The organism is Candidatus Dormiibacter sp., assembly GCF_050999135.1.
Lineage (GTDB): Bacteria > Chloroflexota > Dormibacteria > Dormibacterales > Dormibacteraceae > Dormiibacter > Dormiibacter spiritus.
This window is the reverse complement of sequence record NZ_JBPCPN010000020.1, coordinates 16,699-39,729: the sequence shown is the minus strand read 5'-3', so window position 1 is coordinate 39,729 and position 23,031 is coordinate 16,699. Positions and strand designations below refer to the sequence as shown.

General features: G+C 67.6%; 24 protein-coding genes. 4 read left to right on the top strand and 20 right to left on the bottom strand.

Going from position 1 to position 23,031, the window contains the following annotated elements; genetic code table 11:
* Positions 1-140: 140 nt before the first annotated feature.
* The 4 genes from ACR2MZ_RS04765 to ACR2MZ_RS04750 are packed head-to-tail and all read right to left on the bottom strand — an operon-like array spanning position 141 to position 6,148.
* On the bottom strand, positions 141-974 hold the full coding sequence (locus ACR2MZ_RS04765) for a lysophospholipid acyltransferase family protein (protein WP_434003927.1): 834 nt from the start codon (positions 972-974) through the stop codon (positions 141-143).
* A gap of 11 nt (positions 975-985) precedes the next feature.
* On the bottom strand, positions 986-2,563 hold the full coding sequence (gene larAH, locus ACR2MZ_RS04760) for an NPN-dependent hydroxyacid isomerase, LarAH14/15/16 family (protein WP_434003926.1): 1,578 nt from the start codon (positions 2,561-2,563) through the stop codon (positions 986-988).
* Positions 2,564-2,583: 20 nt separating this feature from the next.
* On the bottom strand, positions 2,584-3,762 hold the full coding sequence (locus tag ACR2MZ_RS04755; RefSeq protein WP_434003925.1) for a zinc-dependent alcohol dehydrogenase: 1,179 nt from the start codon (positions 3,760-3,762) through the stop codon (positions 2,584-2,586).
* A 25-nt stretch (positions 3,763-3,787) separates the two neighbouring features.
* The gene (locus tag ACR2MZ_RS04750; protein ID WP_434003924.1) at positions 3,788-6,148 is read right to left on the bottom strand and encodes an HAD-IB family hydrolase; all 2,361 of its coding nucleotides are present in this window, start codon (positions 6,146-6,148) and stop codon (positions 3,788-3,790) included.
* Positions 6,149-6,383: 235 nt separating this feature from the next.
* Between ACR2MZ_RS04750 and ACR2MZ_RS04745 the strand changes: the two genes are divergently transcribed.
* Entirely contained in the window at positions 6,384-7,409 is a 1,026-nt protein-coding gene (locus ACR2MZ_RS04745; protein WP_434003923.1) for a zinc-binding dehydrogenase, read from the top strand.
* 11 nt (positions 7,410-7,420) lie between these two features.
* Here the strand turns inward: ACR2MZ_RS04745 and ACR2MZ_RS04740 are convergent, their stop codons facing one another.
* From ACR2MZ_RS04740 to ACR2MZ_RS04715, 6 genes are all read right to left on the bottom strand, one after another.
* The gene (locus ACR2MZ_RS04740) at positions 7,421-7,909 is read right to left on the bottom strand and encodes a hypothetical protein (protein ID WP_434003922.1); all 489 of its coding nucleotides are present in this window, start codon (positions 7,907-7,909) and stop codon (positions 7,421-7,423) included.
* Positions 7,906-8,526 carry a uracil phosphoribosyltransferase gene (upp, locus tag ACR2MZ_RS04735; protein WP_434003921.1) on the bottom strand — a complete coding sequence of 207 codons (621 nt, stop codon included), beginning with the start codon at positions 8,524-8,526 and terminating at the stop codon, positions 7,906-7,908. The genes ACR2MZ_RS04740 and upp overlap by 4 nt, the downstream gene beginning before the upstream one ends.
* A 74-nt stretch (positions 8,527-8,600) precedes the next feature.
* Positions 8,601-9,146, bottom strand: a complete 546-nt coding sequence (locus ACR2MZ_RS04730; protein WP_434003920.1) for a hypothetical protein — start codon at positions 9,144-9,146, stop codon at positions 8,601-8,603.
* A 6-nt stretch (positions 9,147-9,152) separates the two neighbouring features.
* The gene (locus tag ACR2MZ_RS04725) at positions 9,153-10,403 is read right to left on the bottom strand and encodes a toxic anion resistance protein (RefSeq protein ID WP_434003919.1); all 1,251 of its coding nucleotides are present in this window, start codon (positions 10,401-10,403) and stop codon (positions 9,153-9,155) included.
* Complete coding sequence (locus tag ACR2MZ_RS04720; protein ID WP_434003918.1) at positions 10,400-11,242, bottom strand: metal-dependent transcriptional regulator; 843 nt, start codon at positions 11,240-11,242, stop codon at positions 10,400-10,402. The genes ACR2MZ_RS04725 and ACR2MZ_RS04720 overlap by 4 nt, the downstream gene beginning before the upstream one ends.
* Positions 11,205-11,552 (bottom strand): hypothetical protein, encoded by a 348-nt coding sequence (locus tag ACR2MZ_RS04715; protein ID WP_434003917.1) that lies wholly within the window; start codon positions 11,550-11,552, stop codon positions 11,205-11,207. Before ACR2MZ_RS04715 ends, ACR2MZ_RS04720 begins: the two co-directional genes overlap by 38 nt.
* 66 nt (positions 11,553-11,618) lie before the next feature.
* On the opposite strand from ACR2MZ_RS04715, the gene ACR2MZ_RS04710 reads away from it, so the two are divergent.
* Positions 11,619-12,248, top strand: coding sequence for an NUDIX hydrolase (locus ACR2MZ_RS04710; RefSeq protein WP_434003916.1), 630 nt, complete (start codon positions 11,619-11,621; stop codon positions 12,246-12,248).
* A gap of 103 nt (positions 12,249-12,351) precedes the next feature.
* Here the strand turns inward: ACR2MZ_RS04710 and ACR2MZ_RS04705 are convergent, their stop codons facing one another.
* The 9 genes from ACR2MZ_RS04705 to ACR2MZ_RS04665 all read right to left on the bottom strand — a co-directional run bounded on the left by ACR2MZ_RS04705 (position 12,352) and on the right by ACR2MZ_RS04665 (position 20,299).
* Positions 12,352-13,050 (bottom strand): cytochrome c biogenesis protein, encoded by a 699-nt coding sequence (locus tag ACR2MZ_RS04705; RefSeq protein ID WP_434003915.1) that lies wholly within the window; start codon positions 13,048-13,050, stop codon positions 12,352-12,354.
* The gene (locus ACR2MZ_RS04700) at positions 13,043-13,678 is read right to left on the bottom strand and encodes a heme exporter protein CcmB (RefSeq protein ID WP_434003914.1); all 636 of its coding nucleotides are present in this window, start codon (positions 13,676-13,678) and stop codon (positions 13,043-13,045) included. The genes ACR2MZ_RS04705 and ACR2MZ_RS04700 overlap by 8 nt, the downstream gene beginning before the upstream one ends.
* 42 nt (positions 13,679-13,720) lie before the next feature.
* Positions 13,721-14,371, bottom strand: a complete 651-nt coding sequence (gene ccmA, locus ACR2MZ_RS04695) for a heme ABC exporter ATP-binding protein CcmA (protein ID WP_434003913.1) — start codon at positions 14,369-14,371, stop codon at positions 13,721-13,723.
* A gap of 79 nt (positions 14,372-14,450) precedes the next feature.
* Entirely contained in the window at positions 14,451-16,433 is a 1,983-nt protein-coding gene (locus tag ACR2MZ_RS04690) for a heme lyase CcmF/NrfE family subunit (RefSeq protein WP_434003912.1), read from the bottom strand.
* Between the two features lie 9 nt (positions 16,434-16,442).
* Positions 16,443-16,856, bottom strand: coding sequence for a cytochrome c maturation protein CcmE (locus ACR2MZ_RS04685; protein ID WP_434003911.1), 414 nt, complete (start codon positions 16,854-16,856; stop codon positions 16,443-16,445).
* 25 nt (positions 16,857-16,881) lie between these two features.
* The gene (locus ACR2MZ_RS04680) at positions 16,882-17,403 is read right to left on the bottom strand and encodes a TlpA family protein disulfide reductase (protein WP_434003910.1); all 522 of its coding nucleotides are present in this window, start codon (positions 17,401-17,403) and stop codon (positions 16,882-16,884) included.
* Positions 17,400-18,419 carry an LLM class F420-dependent oxidoreductase gene (locus ACR2MZ_RS04675; RefSeq protein WP_434003909.1) on the bottom strand — a complete coding sequence of 340 codons (1,020 nt, stop codon included), beginning with the start codon at positions 18,417-18,419 and terminating at the stop codon, positions 17,400-17,402. Before ACR2MZ_RS04675 ends, ACR2MZ_RS04680 begins: the two co-directional genes overlap by 4 nt.
* 6 nt (positions 18,420-18,425) lie before the next feature.
* On the bottom strand, positions 18,426-19,658 hold the full coding sequence (locus ACR2MZ_RS04670; protein ID WP_434003908.1) for a glycoside hydrolase family 1 protein: 1,233 nt from the start codon (positions 19,656-19,658) through the stop codon (positions 18,426-18,428).
* An 11-nt stretch (positions 19,659-19,669) separates the two neighbouring features.
* On the bottom strand, positions 19,670-20,299 hold the full coding sequence (locus tag ACR2MZ_RS04665) for a histidine phosphatase family protein (protein ID WP_434003907.1): 630 nt from the start codon (positions 20,297-20,299) through the stop codon (positions 19,670-19,672).
* 48 nt (positions 20,300-20,347) lie between these two features.
* Between ACR2MZ_RS04665 and ACR2MZ_RS04660 the strand changes: the two genes are divergently transcribed.
* Positions 20,348-21,628, top strand: a complete 1,281-nt coding sequence (locus ACR2MZ_RS04660) for a replication-associated recombination protein A (protein ID WP_434003906.1) — start codon at positions 20,348-20,350, stop codon at positions 21,626-21,628.
* A gap of 46 nt (positions 21,629-21,674) precedes the next feature.
* On the opposite strand, the gene ACR2MZ_RS04655 is transcribed toward ACR2MZ_RS04660, so the two are convergent.
* Positions 21,675-22,319 carry an SIMPL domain-containing protein gene (locus ACR2MZ_RS04655; protein ID WP_434003905.1) on the bottom strand — a complete coding sequence of 215 codons (645 nt, stop codon included), beginning with the start codon at positions 22,317-22,319 and terminating at the stop codon, positions 21,675-21,677.
* 82 nt (positions 22,320-22,401) lie between these two features.
* On the opposite strand from ACR2MZ_RS04655, the gene ACR2MZ_RS04650 reads away from it, so the two are divergent.
* Positions 22,402-23,019, top strand: a complete 618-nt coding sequence (locus ACR2MZ_RS04650) for a nucleoside-diphosphate kinase (protein ID WP_434003904.1) — start codon at positions 22,402-22,404, stop codon at positions 23,017-23,019.
* The last annotated feature ends 12 nt before the right edge of the window (positions 23,020-23,031 follow it).

The following is a 23,031-nucleotide window of genomic DNA, read 5'->3' as shown; positions in this document are numbered from 1 at the left end:
GTCGGGAGTCGCTTCCTTCTGCGCCTTGGGTCTGCGAGGACCACGTCGCGGTGTCGATGAACGTGCCAAACTTGCAGCGAGTCTACCGAACTGTGCGCCCAGCTGGACTTGTCTCGAACCGGGAGCGACCAGCGCAGCCGCTAGCTCCGCCGCCGAGCCGCCGCCCCTGAAGGAGGCCCAGCGGCCCGCCAGCGTTCGATCCAGCTGCCGATCACGTCCGGTTCGTCGGTGCCCGCGGCCAGCTCGCGGACAGAACGCTCCACGCGACCGGCAAAGGCACGCGCGCTCTCCTTTCCCTGGGCCTGGAGCGGCCGGCCGATCCTGACCTGCGCCGGCGCGGGCAGCGGATAGGCACGGCCCTTCGGCATGATGCGCTGGCCGCCGCGGACGTGGATCGGCACCACCGGCGCACCTGTCTCCCGGGCGAGAAAGCCGACGCCCGGCTTGAACTCCTGCACCCGGCCATCGGCCGAGCGGGAGCCTTCCGGGAAGATGAGCAGGTGCCAGCCTGACTTGAGCAGCTGACTCGAGTGATGCAGGACGGCCTGCGGGCCACCCGTGCGCGAAAACGGAAACGTGTTCAGCCAGAGGCTGACCAGCCGGCCCAGCCAGGGGCGCTGATACCAGTAGTCGGCAGCTGCGGCGACGACGGTTCGCTCCCGGGCTCGATCGGGCAGCGCGTAGAGCAGGAGCTGAAGGTCGGCGTGGCTGGCATGGTTGGCGGCGATGATGGCAGGCCGCTCCAGGCTCTCCATCCACTCAGCTCCGCGGACTTGGGGGTTGGCCATCACGCGGGTGAAGGGCAGCGAGACACCTTTCTGGAGCAGCCAGCGGGCGCTCCTCACCGGCTCGGCCCGTGCCCAGCCCAGGTTGCTCGAGCGGTCAGGCACGGCAGGCGCCCGCTCGGGCCAGCTGCGCGGCTTCACCTCCCCCCAGTGCCAGCCGCGGCGTACCTGGCGGACATCGTCGACCAAGCTCAAACTGGTTACCTGACGTCCGCCAGCAGGAGCGGCGGAGTCCTGAGGTGACTGACGCTGGGATACCTCCCGACCGTCTGCTCAGCCATCTCGAAGGCATCTGCCAGCGTGGTGGCGGCCTTGAAGCCCAGGCGGTGAACCACCTCTCGCTCACCACCCACCACTATCACGTCGCCGACATGGTCCAGCGCGTGCGCCGCCCAGTACCAGGCATAGAACGGATGCACACCGTGGTAAGCGTGTGACTTGCGGAACAGCTGCCGGTACCAATCGTCCTCGGCGAACCGACGCTCGTACTTGCTCTCGATCTGGCCGGGATCTGTAGTGTCCGCCAGCACCTCATCGTAGAAGTCGATGTAGCTGGGATGATGAACCGAGTCGAACTCGTAGCGGCAGGGGTGCGTCATGATCACCACGCCGCCCTCTCTCACCACCGGTCTGCCCCGGTAGAGATTGAAGAGATAGCCGAGCCCCAGGCAGACGACCAGGACCGGGTTCAGGATCGAGTTCACGTTGTACGGGCCCAGATAGGGCAGGCCCATGGTGACGATGTCAGTCTGCCCGTCGACCTCCACAGTCATCTGCTTGCGTACCACGTCCAGCGTCCGCTCGTGGACCTGATCCACCTGTCCGGCATTGACACCGGTGAGGCCGTAGGGCGCCTTCATCGAGTGGAAGATGGTCCGCTTCAGGTCTCGTGGCGCAAAATCGCTCAGCTGCTTCAATGCCAGATAAGTAGCCTGGTCCGCCGGCGTCCAATCCGTCTCCCGCTTCTGCATGAAGTTGGCAACAGTTGGGAAGGCGTGATTGTTGACCGACGTCTCGATGTGAAAGACACGCACGTGATCCTCGATCAACCGCCCCTGCTGGATGCAGGAGTGGTGCAGCTGCGAATCGGGGGGATGCATATAGGACCGCGAGCCGAGCAGGGTCTCGACGTTGTGGTGAGCGCGGATGCCGCGATAGCTGGCCAGGCCAGTCGCCATCGACTTGTGACCCCCGTCCATCGGGACCAGGGTCAGGTTCACGTACACCACCAGGTCGGATTCCGCCGCGCGACGGTTGAGCGTGACCTCGTGCCCATCGGAGGTCTGCCCGATGCGCACGTTTTCCCCCTCGTCCTCGGCGTCGTGGTTGTAGAGGCAGTCAGGCCAGAAAGTCGTGAAGATGCGGTCGCCGACGATATGCCGGATCTCGTCCTCGGTCATGCGCCTGTGCAGGCCGGTGGCGACGATGAGGTGGATGTCCTCCACCCCGGCTTCGGCGGCCAGCTCGACCACCTCTTCCATGACCAGCTGGCGGACATCGGGCTGGGCCATCGGCGGCAGCGGCAGCGAGAGGTCGTCGAAGGCGATTGTCAGCTTCATGCCCGGGCGCAGCAGGTCCTTCAGCGGGTCGTCGTCGAGGGGATGCGCCAGGGCCCGCCGGATGGCACGCTCGGGATGAGCTATCGGCTCGAGCGGATCCGGCGGATAGAGGATGCGGCTGCCCAGAGGCAGCCGTTCCAGGCGCACCCCTTCGCCGAAGTGAAAGAGCGTCGGCGGCGAGTTGCGATCGACTTCCAGAACCGCGCCCGGACGAGACATCAGCTAGGTGATCCTAGTGGTTAGAGCCGTAGGCCGCGCAGATCGAAGGCGACTTTGGCCGTCGAGCGGCGGCCCGCCTGGACGGCGTAGGCGATGGCGTCGCGGTACTCGCTCAGCTGGAACAGGGGCCCTGTCAGCTGCTCCAGACCAAGCTCCGGCGCGGCAGCCAAGGCCATGTCGAACGTGCGCGCGCCGGTCGCCTCGGTGCCGTAGGCGTAGGCACCCATCACCGTCAGCTCGCGCTGCCAGATCGGTCCCCAATCCACGCTCTCCCGCCCAGGCATGCCGACGGCCACCACCTTCCCCCCGGCCCGCGTGTAGCGGAAGGCGTCATCCAGACCGGCGGCCGTGCCCGTGCACTCGAAGGTAAGGTCGGCGCCGCCCAGGAGCAGCGAGAGGTTGGGACCGTCCAGCCGGCGGGCCTCGGTGGCGAAGCGGATCCGCTGGAACACCTCGTCCGGCCGGATCACCTGGTCGGCACCCAGGCGCAGAGCCTGCTGGCGCTGGAACGGATGCTTGGCCACTGCGATCAGCCGGCGCGGCGGGCAGAAGAGCTTGATCGCCGCGAGGGTGAGCAGCCCGATGGTGCCGGTGCCCTGGACCACCACCACGTCCTCAGCGCCCGCGGCGCCGCGCAAAGCGGCGTGCACCGAACAAGCGAACGGCTCGATCAGGACGGCCGCTTCGTCGCTCAGCGCTGGCGGCACCTCATGCAGCTGGCTCTCGTGCGCTATGAGCACCTCGCCCCAGCCGCCCCCGGTGGAGCAGCAGTAGCCGGTCTGCAGGCCCACCGCCAGATCCCCCTCGTCGACGCGCTGGCAGAGACCGGGGCGGCCCTCAACACAGCGAGCGCAGAGCGGGCTCAAGCCGCGGACCTCGCAGCCAAGCGCCGGCTCCACCACCACGCGGGCGCCGTCGCCCGCCAAGATGCCTACCACCTCATGCCCTGGCACGAAGGGATAGCTGGTCAAGGGATCGAGATAGAGCGAGGCATGACCAGTGATGGCCGCGGTGTCCGAGCCGCAAATGCCAGCCAGCGACGGCAGCACGCGACGCCAGCTGCCGTTCGGTGGCTCAGGCTCCTGCACGTCGCCCAGGTGCAGCAGCGAGAAGTCGCCGGTCGCCACGCCGGCGCGGCCGCCGGTGGCCCTGACCAGCGCGTACCGCGGCAGTGAGCGCACGTACTGCAGGGCCAGCATCGAGCCTAACCAACCACCGCCAGGGTCATCGCCGCGCCGCCTCTCTGTACGTCGCTGAGCGAGGGTCTGGCATCGGCAGCCGCCAGTTGCCAGGCGCCATCTTCCAACGCTCGACTCGCCAGCCGCGCTGGTCGGCGTGCTGGGAAAGCCGGGCGTCCGGATTGATGACAACCGGCGTGCCGACCAGCTCCAGCATCGGCAGGTCGGAGATGGCATCGGCGTAGGCGAAGCTCTCGGCCAGGTTGACGGCATGCCGGCCCGCGTACTCCTGGAGAAGGCTGGCCCGGGCCTCGCCCACTGAGGGCGGAGACCGAAGATCGCCTGTGAAGAGGCCGTCCTTCTGCAGTAGATGTGCGCAGTCGAGGTCGACACCCAGCAGCTCTGCCAGCGGCTCTACGACGACATCGACGGCGCCGGTGAGCAGGAGAACGCGATGGCCCGCCTCCTTGTGACGCCGGATGCGGCGCATGCCCTCCGGATAGATGCGGCGCAGGGTGACAGCCTGCAGCGCCTCGCGGCCGAGCAGCCGCATCTCCTCCGCCTCGAGCCCCTCGTACTCGCGATAAAACGAACGCTGGAACTCCGCCCGCGAGCGCCGCTCGAGGTAGAGCCAGCGCGGGCTCTGAGCGGCCATCTGAGCCAGGAAACGGGGCCACTCGGAGAGCGGCTGGTCCTTGAGGCGCATCCAGAAGAAGTACTCGACGACGTTGGTTTCGATGAGGGTTCCGTCGACGTCGAAGACCGCCATCACGTCGGTCCGGCCGGCGCGGCGCTGCAGCGTGTTGAGGGCTGTGCTCGTCTCCGGCTTCGGCGCCGTGCTGCCGCTCGGGCCTGGTCCCTGCCGCGGTCCTGTGTCCGCGCGGGCCATCCGGATCACAGTCGGCAGGTGCACCTCCTGGAAGTAGTGATGCCAGCTGAAGGTCGCCGGATCGAATGGGAAGGTGGCTCGCTCGGAGGGGGGCAGGCGCTCCCAGAGCGAGATCAGGTTGTGCGTGTCGTAGATGCAGTCCACCTCTGTATAGACGCCATAGAGGTCGGCCAGGTTGAGTGAGCGCTCGAGCTTCGCCTGCTGTTCGGTGAGGTCGTCCGACCAGTGGGTCGACCTGGCCCCCAAGGGTAGGCGCTCAACCAGCTGCTGCGCCGCCCCGACCGCCCGCAGGGCGAGCTTGCCCTTGGCGGTCAGCTCGCCGCGCGAGGGGAAGGTCCAAGTGGGCGTGCCGATCGCCTGCCCCCAGCGATCGCGCAGCGGATGTTTCCCGAAGAACTCACCCGATTGCTCATACATGTCCCGGAGCCGGAGCGGATTGCGGCTGCCGGAGGCCGCGTGGTAAACCCGGTACTCGCCCGCGGGCGGCGGCGAGGCGGCCACCGCCAGCACGGCGTTCACCACATAGTCAGCGGGAATGATGTCGAGCAGCGAGTCGGGGAGCCCTGAGAAGTCTCGGAGCACAGCACGGCCGAAGCCGAAGATGATGGGCTCCGCCATGCGGAAGCCCTCCAGCCAGCCCGGCTGCGGCTCAGCCAGAGCGCTCTCGATGATGCTGGGCCGCAGGATGCTGAGGGGGATCTCGCCTCGGAGCTCGGTCACCGCCCGCTCCGCCATGGCTTTGGTGAAGGCGTAGATGTCGGTGAAGCCGAGAGAGCGCGCGTGCACCCGCCCTCGCTCCACCAAGCGATCCTTGACCCACTTCTCACGCAATCGCTCGACCTGCCGGGCCTGGGCCGGGGTACCCGCCGGGCCCAGGCGGCTGCGGGCCTGCTTGCGCAGCTTCTCCAGCACCTCGGGTCGCCGGCTCTCCTCCTCCACCGCCGGCCGGAGCGTGGTCAGCACCGCCGCCTCATGGCGCCAGTTCAGGCCGGGATCATGCGGCAGCTCCTCTTTCACCAATCCGCGGAGCATGCCCCCCACATAGGCTGTCGAGACGTGGACCAGGTGCGGCTGGCTGCCAGTCTTGGTCAGCGTTTCGACCAGGCGCGCCGCGCCCAGGAGGTTGGTCTGCGCGGACAGATCAGCTGGGTTGTCGAATTCGACCGCGGCAGCAGAATGGATCACTATCTGGCACTCCCGCAGCTTGTTCAGCGATTCATTGCTGAGCCCCAGGCCGTCGTGGCCGAGATCGATCTCGAGCACTGCCAGCTTCGCTGCCGTCAACCGCTCGAATTCGGCCTCGCCCAGCTCGGCTTTGAGGCGTCCAAACGCCGGGCTCGAGAGAACCTCCCGCTGCAGCCGTTGAGCCGCCGGGCGGCGGGCTGAGGAACGGATGGCGAGATAGATCCGGCCGACGTCGGGCACCGAGCGCAGCAGCTTCTCCACTATGGACTTGCCCAGGAACCCGGTTGAGCCGGTGACCAGCAGCGTCTTGCCAGCCAGGGCCTCGGTGATCACGAGGTCGGTGAACGCTGCCAGGGCCGGTTTAGCGGCGCCGCTTCAGGCGATCGCGATTCTGAAACAGGCCGACGATGGCAGCGAAGCTCAGAGCCACGTAGAGAAAGCCGATGACGAACAGGCCTGTCTCAAGCATCTGGCAAGCATCGTAGCGGAGCTGGTGGACTTTGGCAGTCGGACGCGGAGCCTGCCGCTTGATCGAAGACCGGCGATTACCGTCCACTAACATGGCCGGGTGCAATTCAGGAGCGAGGGGCGCGCCGCCGTGTACCAAGAGCCTTCGGGCCCCGGCGGGGTGCGAATCGAAGAGCGCCCGCGGACAGGCGTTGAGCCGGGCTCGGTGGCAATCGAGCTCAAAGCCGCATCGCTGAACCACCTGGATCTCTGGCTCGCCAGCGGCGCCCAGCGAATCGATCCCCCGCGTGTCATCGGCGCCGACGGCGCCGGTGTTGTGGCTGACTCCACCGATCCTCGCTGGAAGTCCGGCGACGAGGTGGTCGTCTACCCTGTGGCCTGCTGCTGGGAGTGTGAGTGGTGCCGCTCCGGCGAGCAGGTGAAGTGCGAGCGCTTCGGAATCCTCGGCGAACATGTGGACGGCACTGCCTGCGAGCTGCTGCACGTCCCCGCCCAGAACGTCTACGAGAAGCCTGCCCGGCTTGACTGGCACCAGGCAGCCGCCTTTCCGCTCACCTTCCTGACCGCCTGGCGGATGCTCGTCACTCGAGCCCGCCTGCAACGCGGCGAGACCATGCTCGTCGTCGGCGCCGGAGCCGGCGTCGCCGCGGCGGCGATCGTCATCGGCAGGCACCTGGGAGCTCGGGTGTTGGCGACCAGCCGCAGCCCCGCGAAGCGAGCTAAGGCGGAGGGGCTGGGCGCCGAGGCAACGTTCGAGTCCGCGGACTTTGCAAAACCCTTACGTCAGTTCTGCGGCGGTGTTGACGTCGTCTTCGAGCACGTGGGCCCGGCCACATTTGACGAGTCGATCAAGTCGCTCCGCAAGGGCGGCCGGCTGGTGTTCTGTGGCTCCACCTCGGGGCCCAAAGCCGAGCTGAATCTGCCCCGCATCTTCTTCAACCACCTGGACCTGCTGGGGTCGACCATGGGCAACGCCGGCGAGTTCGAGCAGGTCCTGAGGGCTTTCGATCGGGGAATGCGGCCTCTGGTCGATTCCAGCTTCCCGCTGGTTCAGGTCAGCCAGGCGCTGCGCTATCTGGAGGGCGGCGAGCAGTTCGGCAAGGTCGTCCTCGATCTGAACGCTTGACCAGCAGACCGTCAGGCGGTGGGCGACGAGCTGCCTTCCAGCTGCGCCACATGCTCCTCCAGGTGCCCAACCAGGGTTTGCTCCAGCTGGTCGCCCAGGGTTGACTCCCGCACCCCCTCCCTGCCTCGCCGCAGGGCGACACGGTTGAGGTCGCTCTCGCTCAGGTCGTCGAGCAGGGCGACGAGGCCGGCTGTGCCGCTCCTGGCCGCGTGCAGCAGCTCGGCCTCGTCGGCCTCCGCCGCGGAGGCGATCGCCGCTTCGCGCCGGACGTAGCCGTCCTCGTCGCGACCCACCTCGCTCGCGCCCTCCAGGAGCCTGCGCATCTCCCCCGTCCAGAAGGGCAGCATCTCGCCCACGTGGCCGAGGACGTTGAACCTGTCCCAGCGTTCGCCGGTCGCAGGATCGGGCGCCCCTGGCTCGCCCGGACCCCGCGGCTGGAGCTCATCCAGCCGGCGAGCACAATCGGCCGCCCGGCGGCGGAGGTCTTGCAGATTGCTCATTGCGTACCGAACAGCCTATCGCCGAAGTCGCCCAGGCCTGGCACTATGTACGCCTTGTCATTGAGACCCTCATCCAGCGCAGCGGTGTAGATGTCGACGTCCGGATGCTGGCGCAGGAGCGCCTGGACGCCCTCTGGGGCGGCCACCACGCAGATCATGCGGGTGCCCTCGCCGCCTGCAGCCTTGATCAGCTCGACGGCCTGAGCGGCCGAGCCGCCGGTGGCCAGCATGGGGTCCAGCAGCAGTGGCGTCTTACCGCCGAGCGACGGCAGCTTGTTGTAATAGATGCGAGCGAGCGCCGTCTTCTCATCCCGCTCCAGTCCGATGTAACCCACGCTAACGCGCGAGAACAGTTCCAGTACTGGCGAGAGGATGCCGAGCCCCGCCCGCAGCACAGGGATGGCAACCAGCTCGTGGTCGATGCGGGCGGCAGCGGTCTCTGCCAGCGGCGTGCGGACAGTGATCGGGCTGGTCGTCAGGTCGGCAGTGGCCTCGTAAGCCAGGAGCGTGATGACCTTTCGAGCCAGGACGCGGAACTCATCCGACCGCGTGTCCACCGCCCGCAGCCCAGCCAAGCAGTCCATGACCAGCGGATGCCGGCTGACGTGCAGGCTCAATTCAAAGCTGCTTTTGAAAAACCGTTTGGCAGTCCAGCTACGCCTTGGGCGGGCTGGAGCCCGTGCTGGTCAAGCTATTCCCCTGAAACACCGCTGGGGCGGCCGACGTCGCTGAAGCGTTCCTCCAGGAACCTGCCATTGGCCAGGAGGCGATCGACATCGTTTCGCTGGGCCGCATGAGCCAGCTCATCCAGCTTGCGGTCGAGCAGATCGAGCTGCTCCCAGAGCACGTGGAGGCCCGTCTTGCCATCAGGCCGCACCGGCCAGTTGGCATATCCAGGCGGCAGTGCGAAGTACGCCTTGAGCGTGCTGGGAAGGTAATCAGTGGCAGTCGCGCCGATCAGATGGTGTTCCTGCGAGCCGGGCGGAAAGCGGTCGGCGTAGCGGCTCAACATCCACTGCACCTTGCGCCGGATGGTGTCCACTTTCAGCTGATAAGGCACCGGCAGGCGGCCGGAGGCGAGATCCGACGAGTGGGCCACCGCCTGGCCGGCCGCCGCCCACTCCTGGCGCTGCTTCTCTTCATAGGGATCCGGCTCCCGCTGACGTTTTCGACGGGGGGCCAGCACGCCCGCGGCGCCTGCCACGATCAGGGCGAAGAGCAGGATCTCCAGCCCCATCGCCGGCTACCCGGCCTTGTGGGCGGGGAGGATCAGCTCCCCCGCCCCGGCGGCGATCTGCTGCCCCGAATCCGCCTGATGCGCCTTGTCGATGTAGACCTGAGCCCTGGCCACCTCGCCCGACAGGGCATCGATGGTCTTCTTCATGTTGTCCAGCGCCGCCACCTTGTAAGTGTCGATCATGTCGATGGTGGCGTAGACATTGTTGAACGCCGCCTGCAGCTTCTCGACGCTCACAGTAGCGCTCGCCGCCTGGCTCTGGATCTCGCCTGTCTGCTCGCGAAGCATCACCGAGGTCGACTCGATAAGGTTGCCAGTGGTCTCGTTCAGCGCAGTGATCTGGTTCAACACCAGACGCTGGTTGTTCAGCGCCAGGGCCGTCATCACGGCAGTGCGCAGGGCGGAGACCGTGGTGGTGGTCGCGCGATCGACGCCCTTGATCAACTCCTGGTTGTTCTTGCGGACCAAATCAAGGGCGAGATAGCCCTGCACGGTGACCGCCAGCTGCGTGAGCAGGTCCTGGCGCTTCTGCCGCACGTAGAACAGCACGTTCTCCTGCAAGGATCGCGCGCGCTCGGGATCGCTGGCCTGGACCTGGCCGACCTTCGCTGTCAGCTGCTCATCGAGCTGCGAAGCCATGTAGGAGTACTGCTCCAGTCGACCCTTCATGGCCCAGAGATTCGCCTTCTCCTGCTCGATAGCGGCGTTGTCCCGCATCAGCTCGTCCTGGCCGCGGTAGAGCGCCTGGATGATGGCTTCGATGCTCCCCTGAGCCGACTGGTACTTGTGGAAGTAGTCGCGGAAGCGATTCCCGAAGGGAACCAGGCCGAACCTTCGCCGGGGGTTCTTCAGCCCCCGCGACGGATCCAGATCCTCGACCTGGCGGCGGAGCGCCAGCAGGGCATTGGAGACCTGCGAGGTCTCACCGATCGGACCCTGGTTGAGCGCGTTGGTGGGCCGCTCCAGAAAGCGATTGGAGCTCTCGGCCGAGCGCCGGATCTCTTGGTTGCCCATCTGGCTCACCGACTGCACCTTGCGGGTGAAGTCGGGGGAGTTCGTCTCGATTTGGGCGAGGGAGTCGACGAAGCTGCTCACCGCCCCGCTGATCTGCTGGGCCGTCTTAGGGTCGACGCGGATCGTGCCGGCGGCCTGGCTGGTGCTGATGGGGCTGACTGCCTGCGGCGGCTCCAGCACCAACTCCCCGGCAGTGGCGGAGCCGGCGGGCGGGTTCGTGGAGTCGGTCTTGGGTTCCGTCACTGAGCGCTCACCAATTGATTGTTACCCCTTCCAGCTGGTTTCCTCACCTGCTCAACTCCTGGAGGCGGCCGGCGGGTCGCCGAGGCCTCCGGGCGCGTCCAGAGTTTGGCAGCTGTCTCGTGGCTGAGCACCACCTCCCGGTCCGCCAGCTTCAGCCGCAGCGTCAGGCCGACCGGATCCGCCTCCATCACGCTGAGCGCTGCCCCCGGCACCAGACGCCGGTCCCAGAGATAGCGCAGCAGGGTGGGGGCTTCTCGTTCGGCCACCTCGGAGATCCGGGTGACTACCGCCGTGCTGCCCTGGGGCAGGCTGGCCAGCCGCACCTCATCAGGGTTCAGCTCAGCGTGACCGGGGATGGGATTGCCGTGAGGACAGGTGAGCGGTCGGCCCAGATGGTCCCACAGCTTCTGCTCGACCGCCTCCGAGACAGCATGCTCCAAGCGGGCTGCCTCCTCATCGGCCTGCAGCCAGTTCAGACCCAGGGAATCAGTCAGCCAGCGTTCCATGATCCGGTGGCGACGCACTACTGAAGCGGCGGCCTGGCGACCTTTGTCTGTCAGCACCACCTGCTTGCGACCATCCAAACGCACCATGCCATCCCTGACCATCCGCCGGAGAGCGACAGTCACTGTGGGCCGGCTGACTCCCAGCCAGTCGGCCAAGCGGGCCGAGCGGACGCTCTCACCCTCGGCGTCGATGTAGTACATCGCCTCCAAATAGCGGGAGATGACCTCGCTCGGGGCGGCGCCGGCGGCCTCCGCCGCGATTTCGGGGCGGCCCTTCGCGCCGTCCCCTCGCCCGCTAGCCGACGAGCCGGTCGAAGTCTTCCTCGTCGCCACTGAAGCGCTGCGGGTCGCGCCAGCGGAACAGACTCTCCTGAACCTCGAAGACGGAGTCCAGAATCTCTTGCACCTGCTCCGAATCTCTATATACGTTCTTGCAACCGGCGGGCAGCTCGGCCATCTGCTGCTTGATGGCGCTCCGGAGCTTCCGAGGCACGGTCTTCACGCCGTCCCGGTTCATCTCTTCCAGGCCCCAGAGGACCTTGTCGGTCACGTTCAGCATGCGGTAGAACGCATAGCGGCGGTCATTGCTGCGCCGGATGGTCTCTTCCAACTCGCCGATAGCCAGATTCGTCTCATCAATCATGCGCCTCACCTACCTTTTCAGTACGATGCCGTTCACTCTGACGCAGCCTTTGCAGCCTCCCGTCAGATGACATTTCCGTCTTCTCCCGAATTGATTTCGCGGCTCGCCGCCGCCCTCCTTCCAATCGATCGCTGGGGTACCTTTCGACGCGGGGCTCGACCAGCAGCCGTTGTCGCGCTCTTATTCCGGCGCGAGGGTCGCTGGCACGTTCCCTTCGTAGTCAGGCAAAGCGGCCTACGCAACCATCCTGGCCAGATCGGGCTCCCCGGAGGAGGCCTCCTTCCCGACGAGAATGCGTGGACCGCCGCGGCTCGGGAGGCAAATGAGGAAATCGGTGTCAATACCGACGACCTCGTGCCACTCGGTGCCGCCCCACCAGTCTACGCGGCGGTGAGCAATTATTCAGTGGTGCCGTTCGTGGCCTGGCTGCGAGGACCCGAGCCGACCTTCGTCCCTGATAGCGACGAGGTCGCTGCCGTGCTGGAAGTGCCGCTCAGCACGCTGATCGACGAGAACGCCTGGATCGGAGCAGCCGACTCCTGGCCGGGGCTGCACCTGCCGGTGGTGGACACCGCGATCTGGGGCCTCACCGCCCGCCTGCTCGCCGATCTGCTGCCGGCACTGCGCGCCGGGCGGCGGGAGGCAGAGCCGTCTGGCGAGGGCTCCGGGAATCAGTCGGCTGACGAGCCTCGCTAGCCAGTGCGCTCGCTCTACGGGCGACGCTGCAGCCGGCGCAGTGACAGTGCCAGATAGACGCCCAGAATGCCCAGGCCGAGGGCGTAACCGAGTCCCAGGTACATCAGCGGGCGAGCTCCAGGCTGGCGTTCGTGGCGCGGCCCTCCTGCTCTTCGGCCTGCTGCTCGATGCTGTAGCGGATGCTGACCAGGGCCGCCGTCAGGATCAGCGTCGCGACGACGGTGACGCCAAAGGTCAGCAGCATCGCAAAAGGCAGCGCCGGCTGCCCGTTGCCGGCGCGAAGTGAGGGGTGAAGGGTGCGCCACCACTGCACGCTGAAGTAGACGATCGGGACGTCGATAAAGCCGAAGATGCCGACGACAGCCGCCAACCGGCTGGCTTGCCAGCCCGGCGAAGCGAACTTCCGCACCAGCAGATAGCCGGCGTAGATCAGCCAGAGCACGACCGTCGTGGTGAAGCGGGCATCCCAGGTCTGGGAGGGATCCCAGCCCCAGATCGGCTTGGCCCAGACGATGCCCATCGAGATGTTGACAGTCAGCATGACGAGCCCGACCTGCGCTGCCGCGTGCGCCAGGCGGTCGCTCGCGGCTCCGGGGCGCACTAGGTGCGTCGCGCTCGCCACCACCACAATCGCAAAGCACGCGAAGCCGGCGATGGCGGCGGAGACATGCAAGTAGAAGATCCGCTGCACGGGCCCCTGGACCGCGTCCTGGGGCGCATAGAGGAAGACCATGGCCAGCGCTCCCAACAACGCGACCACGCCGGCAGCTGTCAGGACATAGGGCAGGCGGTGTTCAGTCATCGAGCACAAAGCGGGCCGCCAGGACGGCCGCTATCCAGAAGAGTACCCCCAGATCCAGGAGCAGAAGTGATGGTTCGGGGCTCACCGCCTGGCCGGCGAAGGCCTCCTGCAGAGCCCTGCCACCTAGCACCACGAACGGCAGCCAGAGCGGCAGGACGAGCACCGGGAGGAGCAGTTCCTTGGCGCGCGTCTGGGCGGCCAGGGCAGCGAAGAGGGAACCCAGGGCCGCGATGCCCAGGCTGGCGGCGACGCTGATGGCGACGATTGCGGCTGAGAGGGGAGCGCCGAAGAACAGCGCCATTCCCAACAGCAGCACGGCCTCGGTGGCGAGGAGCACGAGGCCGGCCGCGGCGGCCTTGCCGGCAAACAGCGCGCCGGCGGGGGCGGGAGTCAACAGCATCGCCTCCAGCGAGCCCCGGTCCTTCTCTCCTGCAAAGCTGCGGCCGAAGGCGACGAGTCCCACAAAGACCAGGACCAGCCAGAGAATGCCAGGTGCCAGGCGGGGAACGCTGGCGCCGTTCAGATCGAAGGCGAAGTTGGCGATCAAGAGCGCCAGGACGACGAAGGTGGCGAGTGCTGGCAGTAGTTCGCGACCGCGCCACTCGCTGCGCAGGTCCTTCCGCGCCACGGCCAAAGCTATCTGAAGGGATCGCAATCTAGCAGGCCGATGCTAGTCAGCGTTCACGACTTGTAGCGCCCAGGGATCGCCCGCCGGTAGTCCGGCTTTGAGCAGCAGGCCGCGGGAGCAGAGCTCGCGGGCCAGGCTTCGGTCATGGGTCGCCATCAGCACTGTGCGATCCCGGAAGAGGCGGCCGAGCAGCGCCCGACCGCTCGAGTCCAAGCTCGCGTCGGGCTCATCCAGGATCAGCAGCTCGGGTTGATGCAGGACCGAGCGGGCCAGCGCCAGGCGCTGCTGCAGTCCCCGGGAGAGCGTCCCCGCCCGGGCCCGCTGTACAGCCGCCAACCCGCACTCTTCCAGAGCCTCTGTCACCCGCTGGGTGGAGACGCCTTGGAGGACTGCGAAAAACTCGAGGTTCTCCCTGACGCTGAGCTCCTCGTAGACGCCCGGCTGATGGCCGAGATAGCCCAGCCTTCCCCGCAGCCGCTCCCTCTGTGCTCCGGCGTCGAGTCCGAACAGCACCAGCCGGCCGGACGCGGGCCGGGCAGCGGTGGCGATGAGCCGGAGCAGAGTGGTCTTACCGGCTCCGTTGTCACCCAGCACCGCCAGACGCTCACCCGCGGCGACCTGCAGATCCATCGGTCCCAGAGCGAGCCTCGAGCCAAAGCGCTGAGTCAGCGCACCCGCCACGATGACACTCACTTCCGGGGGGCCCGTCCCAGCAGCGGCCACAGGGCATAGGCCGCCCCGGCCAGGAAGAGAGCGGTGGCCAGCAGCCAGATCAAGTCGTTCGAGCTGGGACCGGCCGCAGAGCCGGGGAGTTCTGGCGGGCGCCCAGGGGCAGGCTCAGGTGGCCCAGGACCATGCCTGTGACAAGAAGCGAAGCCCCCACCCAGACCCAGCTGACCAGGGGATTTACGAAGACACGCAGCGACACCACGTCGCCGGCCGACGTCCCGGTCAGCACCACGTAGACGTCATCGAGCGCGCCTGAGTCGATGGCAACGCGGCTGACCACCTGGTCGCCCAGAGCCGGATAGGTCAGCCGGGAGGGCTCATAGATCGCCGAGCCGGCGCTGAGCCGCGCGATCAGCGCAACGTGATCTCCCTGCCGCTCCTCTCGCGTTCCCAGGTAGGTCAGATGATGGCCGGCGAGCGTCATGGATTGGCCTGGTTTCAGCTGCACGTCCTGCTGCTGCTGCCAGGCGTGCGAGCCGGCGATGCCGATCACCAAGACGAGGAAGCCGATATGCGCCAGGTAGGCGCCGTAGCGCCGGCGGTTTCGGGCGGCCAGCCTGACGAACGCGACAGGCCAGCTGGCCGCCAGGCGCCGGGCCTGGAATGTGCCGCGAGCGTATTCCAGGCCGCAGGTGGCCAGACCCGCTGCCGCCAGGGGAAGGGCCAAAAGCGCGGTGCCCTGGCGCACCCCAGCGGCCAGCAGCAGAGTGAGCGTGAATATGCCGGCGGCCAGTGGCCAGCGCAGGTTGCGCAGCCAGGTCCGACCGGCGCGCTGCCAGGGCAGCAGAGGACCGAAGCCGAGCAGTGCCAGCAAGAGCACAAAGAGGGGCGCCGAAACCCTCTCGTAATAGTCCTGTCCAACCACCAGCTGGCGTCCTGTGAGACCGCTCAGGAGTGGCAGGAGCACCCCCCAGAGAACCGCCGCGGCCAGCGCCAGCAAGATGCCGTTCTGAACGTGGAAGGCGCCTTCCCGGGAGACCGCCGCGGGCGAGGCGAGCTGAGGGCCAGGCGCCGACCGCCCCGCCCTGGTCAGCGTGACCAAGGAAGCCGCCAGGCAGATCAGAAAGAAGCCGAAGAACCAGGGTCCCAGCGGGCTCACCGCGAAGGTGTGCACCGACGGCACGACGCCGCTGCGGACTATGAAGGTGCCGAAGATCGAGAGCAGGAAAGCCGTGACCACCAGTCCGAAGCCCCAGGTGCGCAGCTGGCCGGATGCTCGTTCCTGAACCAGGGCGGTGTGCAGGTAGGCGGTGGTCACCAGCCAGGGCAGCAGGGCGACATTCTCGACCGGATCCCAGCCCCAGTAACCGCCCCAGCCGAGGACGTGGTAGGCCCACCACATGCCCAGCACCAGACCGGTGCTCTGCAGCGCCCAGGCCAGCAGTGCGAACCGCCGGGTGTGACGGATCCACTCGCCGCCGGCCGCAGCCTCGCCGGCCCAGAGCGCCGCCATGGCAAAGCTGAAGGGAACCGCGAAGGAGCTGTAGCCGGCGAGCAGGAAGGGAGGATGCACGAGCATGCCGCCGTCGCGCAGTACCGGGGTCAGGCCCAGGCCGTCGCCGGGCACGATTGGCAGCACGTCAAACGGACTGGACACAAACACCAGCACGAGTAGGAAAAACCCGGCCAGGCCGGCCAGGATGGCGTTGGCGTAGGCGGGCAGCTTCGTCCCGAGCCTCGGGGCTGCAGCCAGAGAGGCGGCGCCCAGCAGGCTGAGCAGGAGCGCCCAGTAGAGCAGCGAGCCCTCCTGCCCGCCATAGAAAGCGGCAGCCACCAGCGGCGTCGCCAGCGACCGATCGGTGTGCTCAACCACATAGGCGAGCGAGAAATCGTGGCTCAGCAGGGCGTAGAGAAGGACTGCCGCGGCTCCCACCACGCCTGTCGCGCCGGCATAGAAAGCTCGACGGGCGACCCGCGCCAGCACTGGATCCCCGCGCAGCCCGGCGGTTAAGGCCAGAACGCCGCTGGACAGGTCCAGCACCAGCGCTGTGAGCAGGAACGCCGCGCCGAGGATGGCGGCCGACATGCTGATTCCTCAGCTTGCCGGCGAGGCCGTCGCGAACCGGGAGGGGCACTTCGTCTGCAGCGTGCGCGCGTGGAAGACCCCGTCGGAGCCCACCTTGCCCGCCACCACCACCTGAACGCCAGGCCGGAAGATATCCGGCACAGTGCCCGTGTAATCGACGGGTATCGTGCTGGAGCCCTCGGCGGCAGTGAATCGGATGTGCAAGCCGCCGTCGGAGCGCACCACGTCGTCCTGCACCACCCCCAGCACCCTCGCCTCTCGGTCCGAGGGATGCGCCTTCATCTCGTTGATCGTCTCGTAGTACTCGGCCGAGGTGCCTGTAGCCGAATAGATCAGATAGCCGAGTAGGCCGACCACCGCCAGCCCCAGCAGCAGCCAGCGCCAACGTCCCAGCAGCGCTGTCGCGCGCACGCTGACGCTCACGCGCGCTGCTCGGAAAAGATGGCGTTCATGACTTGATTCCTACCAGTTCCAGATAGCGGCTCAACAGCGCTGCATTGAGTGGGCCTCGGTGCTGGGCCACCACAAACCCGGCGGCGTTGAGGAAGTAAGTGGTCGGAAGCCCATCCGTCTGATAACCGGACGGGATGCCACCTCTTGCCTGACCCACCGGATAAGGTACAGGCTGGGCCAAGAGAAAGGCGCGCGCCGCCTCCGCTGTGTCCCTGGTGTCCACGCCGAGAAAGTGCACAGTGGCCCGCCGGCTCACCGCTTCCCGGGCGAGCAGCGGCATCTCCTGCCGGCAGGGCTGGCACCAGGAGGCCCAGAAGTTGAGAACCACCGGCTGGCCGCGCAACTCGTGCAGGCTCGTCTGGCCGCCGCGGTCCAGCCGCTCGACCGAGAACTCTGGTGCAGCCTGGCCCAGTAACCCAGGATCAGAGCGAGCATGGAGCAGGCCCCAGCCGAGCGCCACCACGATCACCAGCAGCAGCGCGCTGACGCCGGTCCAGACAACCAGCCGGGCGCTCATCCGGCCGGAGCCAGGCCAGTCAGGGCCGCGAGGACGCTGGCCGGATCGTCACCGGGCACCCGAAGATCGACCGCCACCTCAGAGACGCCCAACGCTGCGAGCTCGTCCAGCCGGCGGCGGCATTCAGGGATGGGGCCGATGATGCTGACCAGGTCGACCATCTCGTCGCTCACCGCCGCGGTCGCCTGCGCTCTCCGGCCGCCCAGGTAGTGCTCCTGGATCTCTCTCGCCTCGGCCTCGAAACCGTAGAGGCAGAAGAGCTGGTTGTAGTAGTTGCGCTGCCTGGTGCCCATCCCGCCGATGTACAGGGCCAGCTGCGCCCGAACGCTGTCCCGACCTCGCGCCACATCGTCGGTGACTATGACTGGCTGGAAGACGCAGATCGAGAGCTCGGCCAGGGACCGGCCAGCCCGCTGGGCTCCCCTTGCCAGCTCGGGCTCGAAGGCCCTCGAGAAGTGATGCGGCGAGAAGAAGATGGGGAGCCAGCCGTCGGCGATCTCACCCGCCAGGGCGATTCCGGCCGGGGTCAGGGTGGCCAGGTAGATGGGGATGCGCGAGCGGACAGGATGCGTGATCAGCTTCAGCCCCTGTGGGAGGTGAAAGATCTCCCCCTCGTAGGTGAGCCGATCCCGGCGCAGAACTGAACGGACTATCTCGGTCGTCTCGCGCAGCCGCCGCACGCCCCGCCCGAACGGCACCCCATGCCAGCCCTGCACAACCTGCTGGCCTGAAGTGCCCAGGCCGAGGACGAAGCGGCCGCCCGAGATGCTGTCGAGCGACCCTGCTGTCTGGGCGATCAGGGCTGGGCTGCGACTGAAGACGTTGACTATGCCGGTCGCCAGCTTGATGCGCTCGGTGTGGTTGGCCAGGTCAGTAAGCACCGTGAAGGCGTCCCAGCCGTACACCTCGGCGATCCAGACTGTGTCATAGCCGAGGCGATCGCCCGCCTGCACGAAGGCGAGCGTCATCTCACGGGGAATTCGGTCGGTGTAGGGCAGAGTCAGCCCCAGTCTCATCGGGCGCTACTCGTCCGGCAGGGCATTCGCCCTCGCGATGCGCGCATACAGCTCAGCGGAGGGCTTGACTTGCCGTTCCTGGGTCTCGAGGTCCACGCCGATCAACCCGAAGCGCATCGAGTAGCCCCGCGCCCACTCGAAGTTGTCAACCGAGGTCCAGTGAAAGTAGCCGCGCAGATCGACACCAGCCTGAATCGCCTCCCAGGCCTTGCCCAGAGACGCGCAGAGGAAGGACTGCCGCGGCTCGTCTCTGGCACTGGCGATGCCGTTTTCGGTGATGTAGACGGGCTTGCCCAGCGGCTTCAGTTCCAGCAGCGCCTCGCGCAGCCAGTCAGGTTGGACCGCCCAGCCGAAATCGGAAAGCGGCAGGCCGGGTGGCACGCTGCGCTCGACGAATCCCTGACCCGGGCGGCGCAGGGTGAAACGCACCAATTCACGGCTGTAGTGGTTCACGCCCAGAAAATCGCTGGGCGCCTCCACCACGCGCTGCAGGCGGCCCCGGCCGACCGGCCAGCTCGTCATCAGCCGGTCGCCCACCCTGGCTGCCAGCCGGTCGAGCCGGCGGGTCGGGTTGTGGGGCAGCAGTGGCCAGCGATGGTTGGCGATGCCAACCGGCACCTGCGGCGTGATCTTGTGCAGATCCCGATACGCCTGCTCGTGGGCCCGGCGCAGATTGGCCAGGACCCGAAAGGTTCCCCGCCAGTCGCCGCGGCGGCTGGGCGGAAACTCGCCGTCGAGCCAGCCCATGTAGGCATAGATCAGGGGCTCGTTGAGAGTGCACCAGAATGAGACCAGGTGGCCCAGCTCCTCTGCCACCCGCCGCACGAAGGGCAGCCAGGCGGCCGGTGAACCCGCTGCCGCCCAGCCCCCGCGGCGCGTGAACCAGAGCGGGGAGGTGAAGTGGTGAAGGGTGACCATCGCGCTCAGGCCCTGCTCTCTCAGCTCGGTCAGCACGTCGCGGTAGTGACGCAGCTGGCTCAGGTCGAACTCCCCCCGCGCCGGCTCCACTCGCGACCACTCGATCGAGAGGCGGTGGGCGTTCTGGCCCAGCTGGCGGAGCAGCCGGAAGTCGGCGGCGAAACGGTGGTAGTGGTTGCAGGCGGGGTCGGAGGAGTCACCGGTTCGAATGCCGCCGCGCTGCTCGAACTCCCACCAGTCGTTGTTGTGGTTGCCGCCCTCGACCTGGTGGGCAGCGGTGGCGCAGCCCCAGAGAAAGCCTTCCGGAAACGCTCTCGTCACGGCAGTCGTGGCTACGCCGCCGGAGCCACCGCCGTCACGCTCGGCGGCGGCACGTAGTTGACTGCCCGCACCTCACCCGCCACAACATCCACCTCCAGCACACCAGCTCGGTCGACCAGCTTGCGGTGCATCTCGCGCTCGTTCTGAGGGCGACCGTCCAGCAGGATCCAGGCTGCCTGGAGAGGATCGGCGTGGCTGATCAGCGCCGAAACCTCAGCAGGATGTTCGGCGGCCACTCGCTGCATGACCTGGAGCACCCGACCGCCCATCACCCGATAGCTCTCATCGCCCGGCAGCAGGCCGCGCCGCGCCTTGTGGACGAACCAGAGGGGCCGGCGGACCGGGATCTGCCAGTAAGGCACACCCTGGAGATAGCGGCTGAACTCCGCCTCACTCAGCTCTGGGTCGGCGATCAACTCAGCTGGCGCGGCGAGCTGCTGGGCTATCAGTTCGGCAGTCTCCTGGGCCCGCTCCAGCGGACTGTGGACAATCCGGCTGAGGCCGCTCTGGCTGAGCCGCCGCCCGAGCGCCGCTGACTCCTCGCGGCCCTTCGCGCTGAGCCGGAAGTTGTCGAGGTGTCCGTACAGCAGGTTGCGAGGGTTCTCCACAGTGGCGTGGCGGATCAGGTAGATGCGAGTCAAGGCACTCTAAGCCTAGTTGGCTGCGAGCGGGAGACTATCGTTCTCGCCATGAGAGAGCAGGGCGAGCTGTTCAGCGATCGGGCCCCTCGCGGCGAGCCAACGCCGCCGGCCGACGCTGGTCGCCAGGCGGACGCGCCACTGGCCAGCCGGCTGCGGCCGCGGCAATTCTCCGAACTCGAGGGTCAGCAGGAGGTGGTCAGGACGCTGAGCGAGCTGGCGGGTTCGGGCCGCTTGCCGAGCCTCGTCCTCTGGGGACCGCCTGGGTCGGGTAAGACGACCCTCGCCAGGATCCTGGCCGAGGCGACCGGCGCCCACCTCCTCAGTGTCAGCGCCGTGACGTCAGGCGTGGCCGACCTGCGCAAAGCTCTCGCCCAGGCGGCAGAAGTGCGCCGCCTCGGCCGCCGGAGCCTGCTCTTCATCGATGAGCTGCACAGGTTCAACAAGGCGCAGCAGGACGCCATCCTGCCGGCGGTGGAGGACGGCACAGTTACCCTGATCGGCGCCACCACCGAAAACCCTTCTTTCGAAGTCAACTCACCACTCCTCTCCCGCAGCCGCGTCTTTCGCCTCGAACCGCTCGACCGGGCAGACCTGGCGGCGATCGTAAAGCGCGGCCTGTTGGAGCTGAGGGCAGAGCTGACGGAGGATGCCGAGAATGCACTCCTGGAGCTCAGCCGAGGTGACGCGCGCGTGGCGCTGAACGCGCTCGAGGCGGCTCATGCGCTGGCTCGGGGCCGCCGGATCGAGCTGCCTCAAGTCGAGCAGGCGCTCCAGCAACCACACCTTCTCTATGACCGGGCGGGTGACATGCACTACGACCTGGCCTCGGCGCTGATCAAGAGCGTCCGGGGCAGCGACCCAGACGCAGCCGTGTACTGGCTGGCCCGGATGCTGGAAGCCGGCGAGGAGGTGAACTTCGTTGCCCGCCGGCTCGTCCTCTCGGCCGCCGAGGATGTCGGCCTGGCCGACCCTGCGGCGCTGCCCCTGGCGGTGGCGGCTCAGCAGGCGGCGCACCTGGTCGGGATGCCCGAAGCGGTGCTGCCGCTGTCCGAGGCAGCGATCTACCTGGCCCTCGCAGCCAAGTCCAATTCCGCCTATCGCGCGTATGGCGCCGCCCGGCAGGCAGTGCAGGAGCACGGCAACCTGCCCGTCCCGCTGCACCTGCGGAACGCCGCCACCTCGCTCATGCGGGAGCTTGGTTACGGAGCCGGGTATCGCTACGCGCACGATTTCGAGGGCGGGAAAGCCGACCAGCAGCATCTGCCTGACGCACTCAGAGGCCAGCGGTTCTACGAACCGACTCCCCGGGACCTGCCAGGACCTGGCTGAGATTGAGGGCGGCCGGCTATGGGTGGTCCCGGATTGCCTTCGTGGCTCAGGCAGGCTCCAGGTCGAAGGTGACCTGGACGATCGCTGTGATGTCCGCGTCGCCCGGGTCGAGGTTCAGCTCGGGAGCGGAGTCGGACACTGCCGCCGCCCGCATCATCGCCCGAGGCTGGGGCGGAGGAGTCGGGCGCAGGTCAGCCTCGGTCACCTCGGCCACAGCTCCCACCCTCAGGCCCAGGGCCCCGGCGTAGGCGACGGCCCGGCGGTGAGCGTCGCGGGCCGCCTCGGCGCAGGCTTGGGCCCGCGCTGGATGGCTGGGGGACAGCGTCCAGCTCGGTCCGACCACCTCCGCCTCCGCCTGCTGAACTGCCTCCCTCACCAGGCGTGCGGCCAGTTTGGGGTCGTCGTGGGTGACCATGACGTGGACTGTGGCCCGGTGACCGCGTAGGCGATGCTCCTGGCGTTGAGCGTCCCACTCGCTCTCGGGCCGCACCGAGACGCCCGAGCTCGACCAGTCCGCGGACTTGAGGCCGACGGCCGTGAAAGCCTCCTCCAGTGCTGCGCTTCGCCTTGCCACCTCTTCCAGGGCGGCGTCGGGCGTGGCCTCGAGTCGAGTCACGGTCAGCCCGATCGAGTAGCGGTCGGGCCGCCCGCGGGCCATCCCCTCGCCGCGCACAGTGACGGTTGACGCCATGGCAACCATTCTGCGGTTCTCGCGAGGTGGTTGTCAGGCTGCCGGGAGGCCCCTTTCCCTGCCGGCGCTAGCATGGTCAGCCGTGTCAGAAGCGCTTGTCATCTTCAAACCGGACTCCGCGCACCGTCTGGCCGCGCGCGCAGCTCTCTGGGAGTGGCTCGCCAGCGAGCGCGACTGGAAGCTCCAGGGCCTCACCTGGTTCCAGCCGCCGCGGGAGTTGGTCGAGAGCCACTACGACTTCCTCGCCGACCGCCCCTTCTTCCCCTGGCTCGTCCAATTCATGACAGCGCTACCCGTCCTCGTCGGACGCCTTGAAGCGGAGCCGGAGGCTCTGGTCCAGATGCGTCACGTCCTGGGCGAAACGCAGGTGCCCAAGGCCCGCCCCGGCTCCTTGCGGGAGCGCTACGGAATCGGCGGCGGCGTCAACGTCATGCACCTTTCCGACGCAGCCGAGACGGGCGCCAAGGAGGTCCAGAATTGGAGCCGCTTCGTGAGCCTGGACGCCATCCAGCCACCCGAGGCAAACGACGGCCGGCCGGACCACACCTTCCACCTTCGCTCACTGGCCGGGCAATACAGCGCCGGAGTACACCGGGAGCTGGCGGCTGCGGAAATCCGGCGGCTGCTCGCTGAGGAGAGTGATCTCAGCCCTGAGCAGCTGTCGAGCCTCGGCCGGATAGTGCTGGCTGCGTTCGAGTAGCAGCTCCGCTGG

What these genes read in the sequence shown, in the direction of transcription:
- larAH (WP_434003926.1), bottom strand. Translation starts at nt 2,563, where the DNA reads ATGTCTCGTCCGGGCGCGGTTCTGGAAGTCGATCGCAACTCGCCGCCG.
- ACR2MZ_RS04755 (WP_434003925.1), bottom strand. Translation starts at nt 3,762, where the DNA reads ATGCTGGCCCTGCAGTACGTGCGCTCACTGCCGCGGTACGCGCTGGTC.
- ACR2MZ_RS04740 (WP_434003922.1), bottom strand. Translation starts at nt 7,909, where the DNA reads ATGAGCAATCTGCAAGACCTCCGCCGCCGGGCGGCCGATTGTGCTCGC.
- ACR2MZ_RS04730 (WP_434003920.1), bottom strand. Translation starts at nt 9,146, where the DNA reads ATGGGGCTGGAGATCCTGCTCTTCGCCCTGATCGTGGCAGGCGCCGCG.
- ACR2MZ_RS04715 (WP_434003917.1), bottom strand. Translation starts at nt 11,552, where the DNA reads ATGATTGATGAGACGAATCTGGCTATCGGCGAGTTGGAAGAGACCATC.
- ACR2MZ_RS04710 (WP_434003916.1), top strand. Translation starts at nt 11,619, where the DNA reads ATGACATTTCCGTCTTCTCCCGAATTGATTTCGCGGCTCGCCGCCGCC.
- ACR2MZ_RS04705 (WP_434003915.1), bottom strand. Translation starts at nt 13,050, where the DNA reads ATGACTGAACACCGCCTGCCCTATGTCCTGACAGCTGCCGGCGTGGTC.
- ACR2MZ_RS04690 (WP_434003912.1), bottom strand. Translation starts at nt 16,433, where the DNA reads ATGTCGGCCGCCATCCTCGGCGCGGCGTTCCTGCTCACAGCGCTGGTG.
- ACR2MZ_RS04680 (WP_434003910.1), bottom strand. Translation starts at nt 17,403, where the DNA reads ATGAGCGCCCGGCTGGTTGTCTGGACCGGCGTCAGCGCGCTGCTGCTG.
- ACR2MZ_RS04675 (WP_434003909.1), bottom strand. Translation starts at nt 18,419, where the DNA reads ATGAGACTGGGGCTGACTCTGCCCTACACCGACCGAATTCCCCGTGAG.
- ACR2MZ_RS04660 (WP_434003906.1), top strand. Translation starts at nt 20,348, where the DNA reads ATGAGAGAGCAGGGCGAGCTGTTCAGCGATCGGGCCCCTCGCGGCGAG.
- ACR2MZ_RS04655 (WP_434003905.1), bottom strand. Translation starts at nt 22,319, where the DNA reads ATGGCGTCAACCGTCACTGTGCGCGGCGAGGGGATGGCCCGCGGGCGG.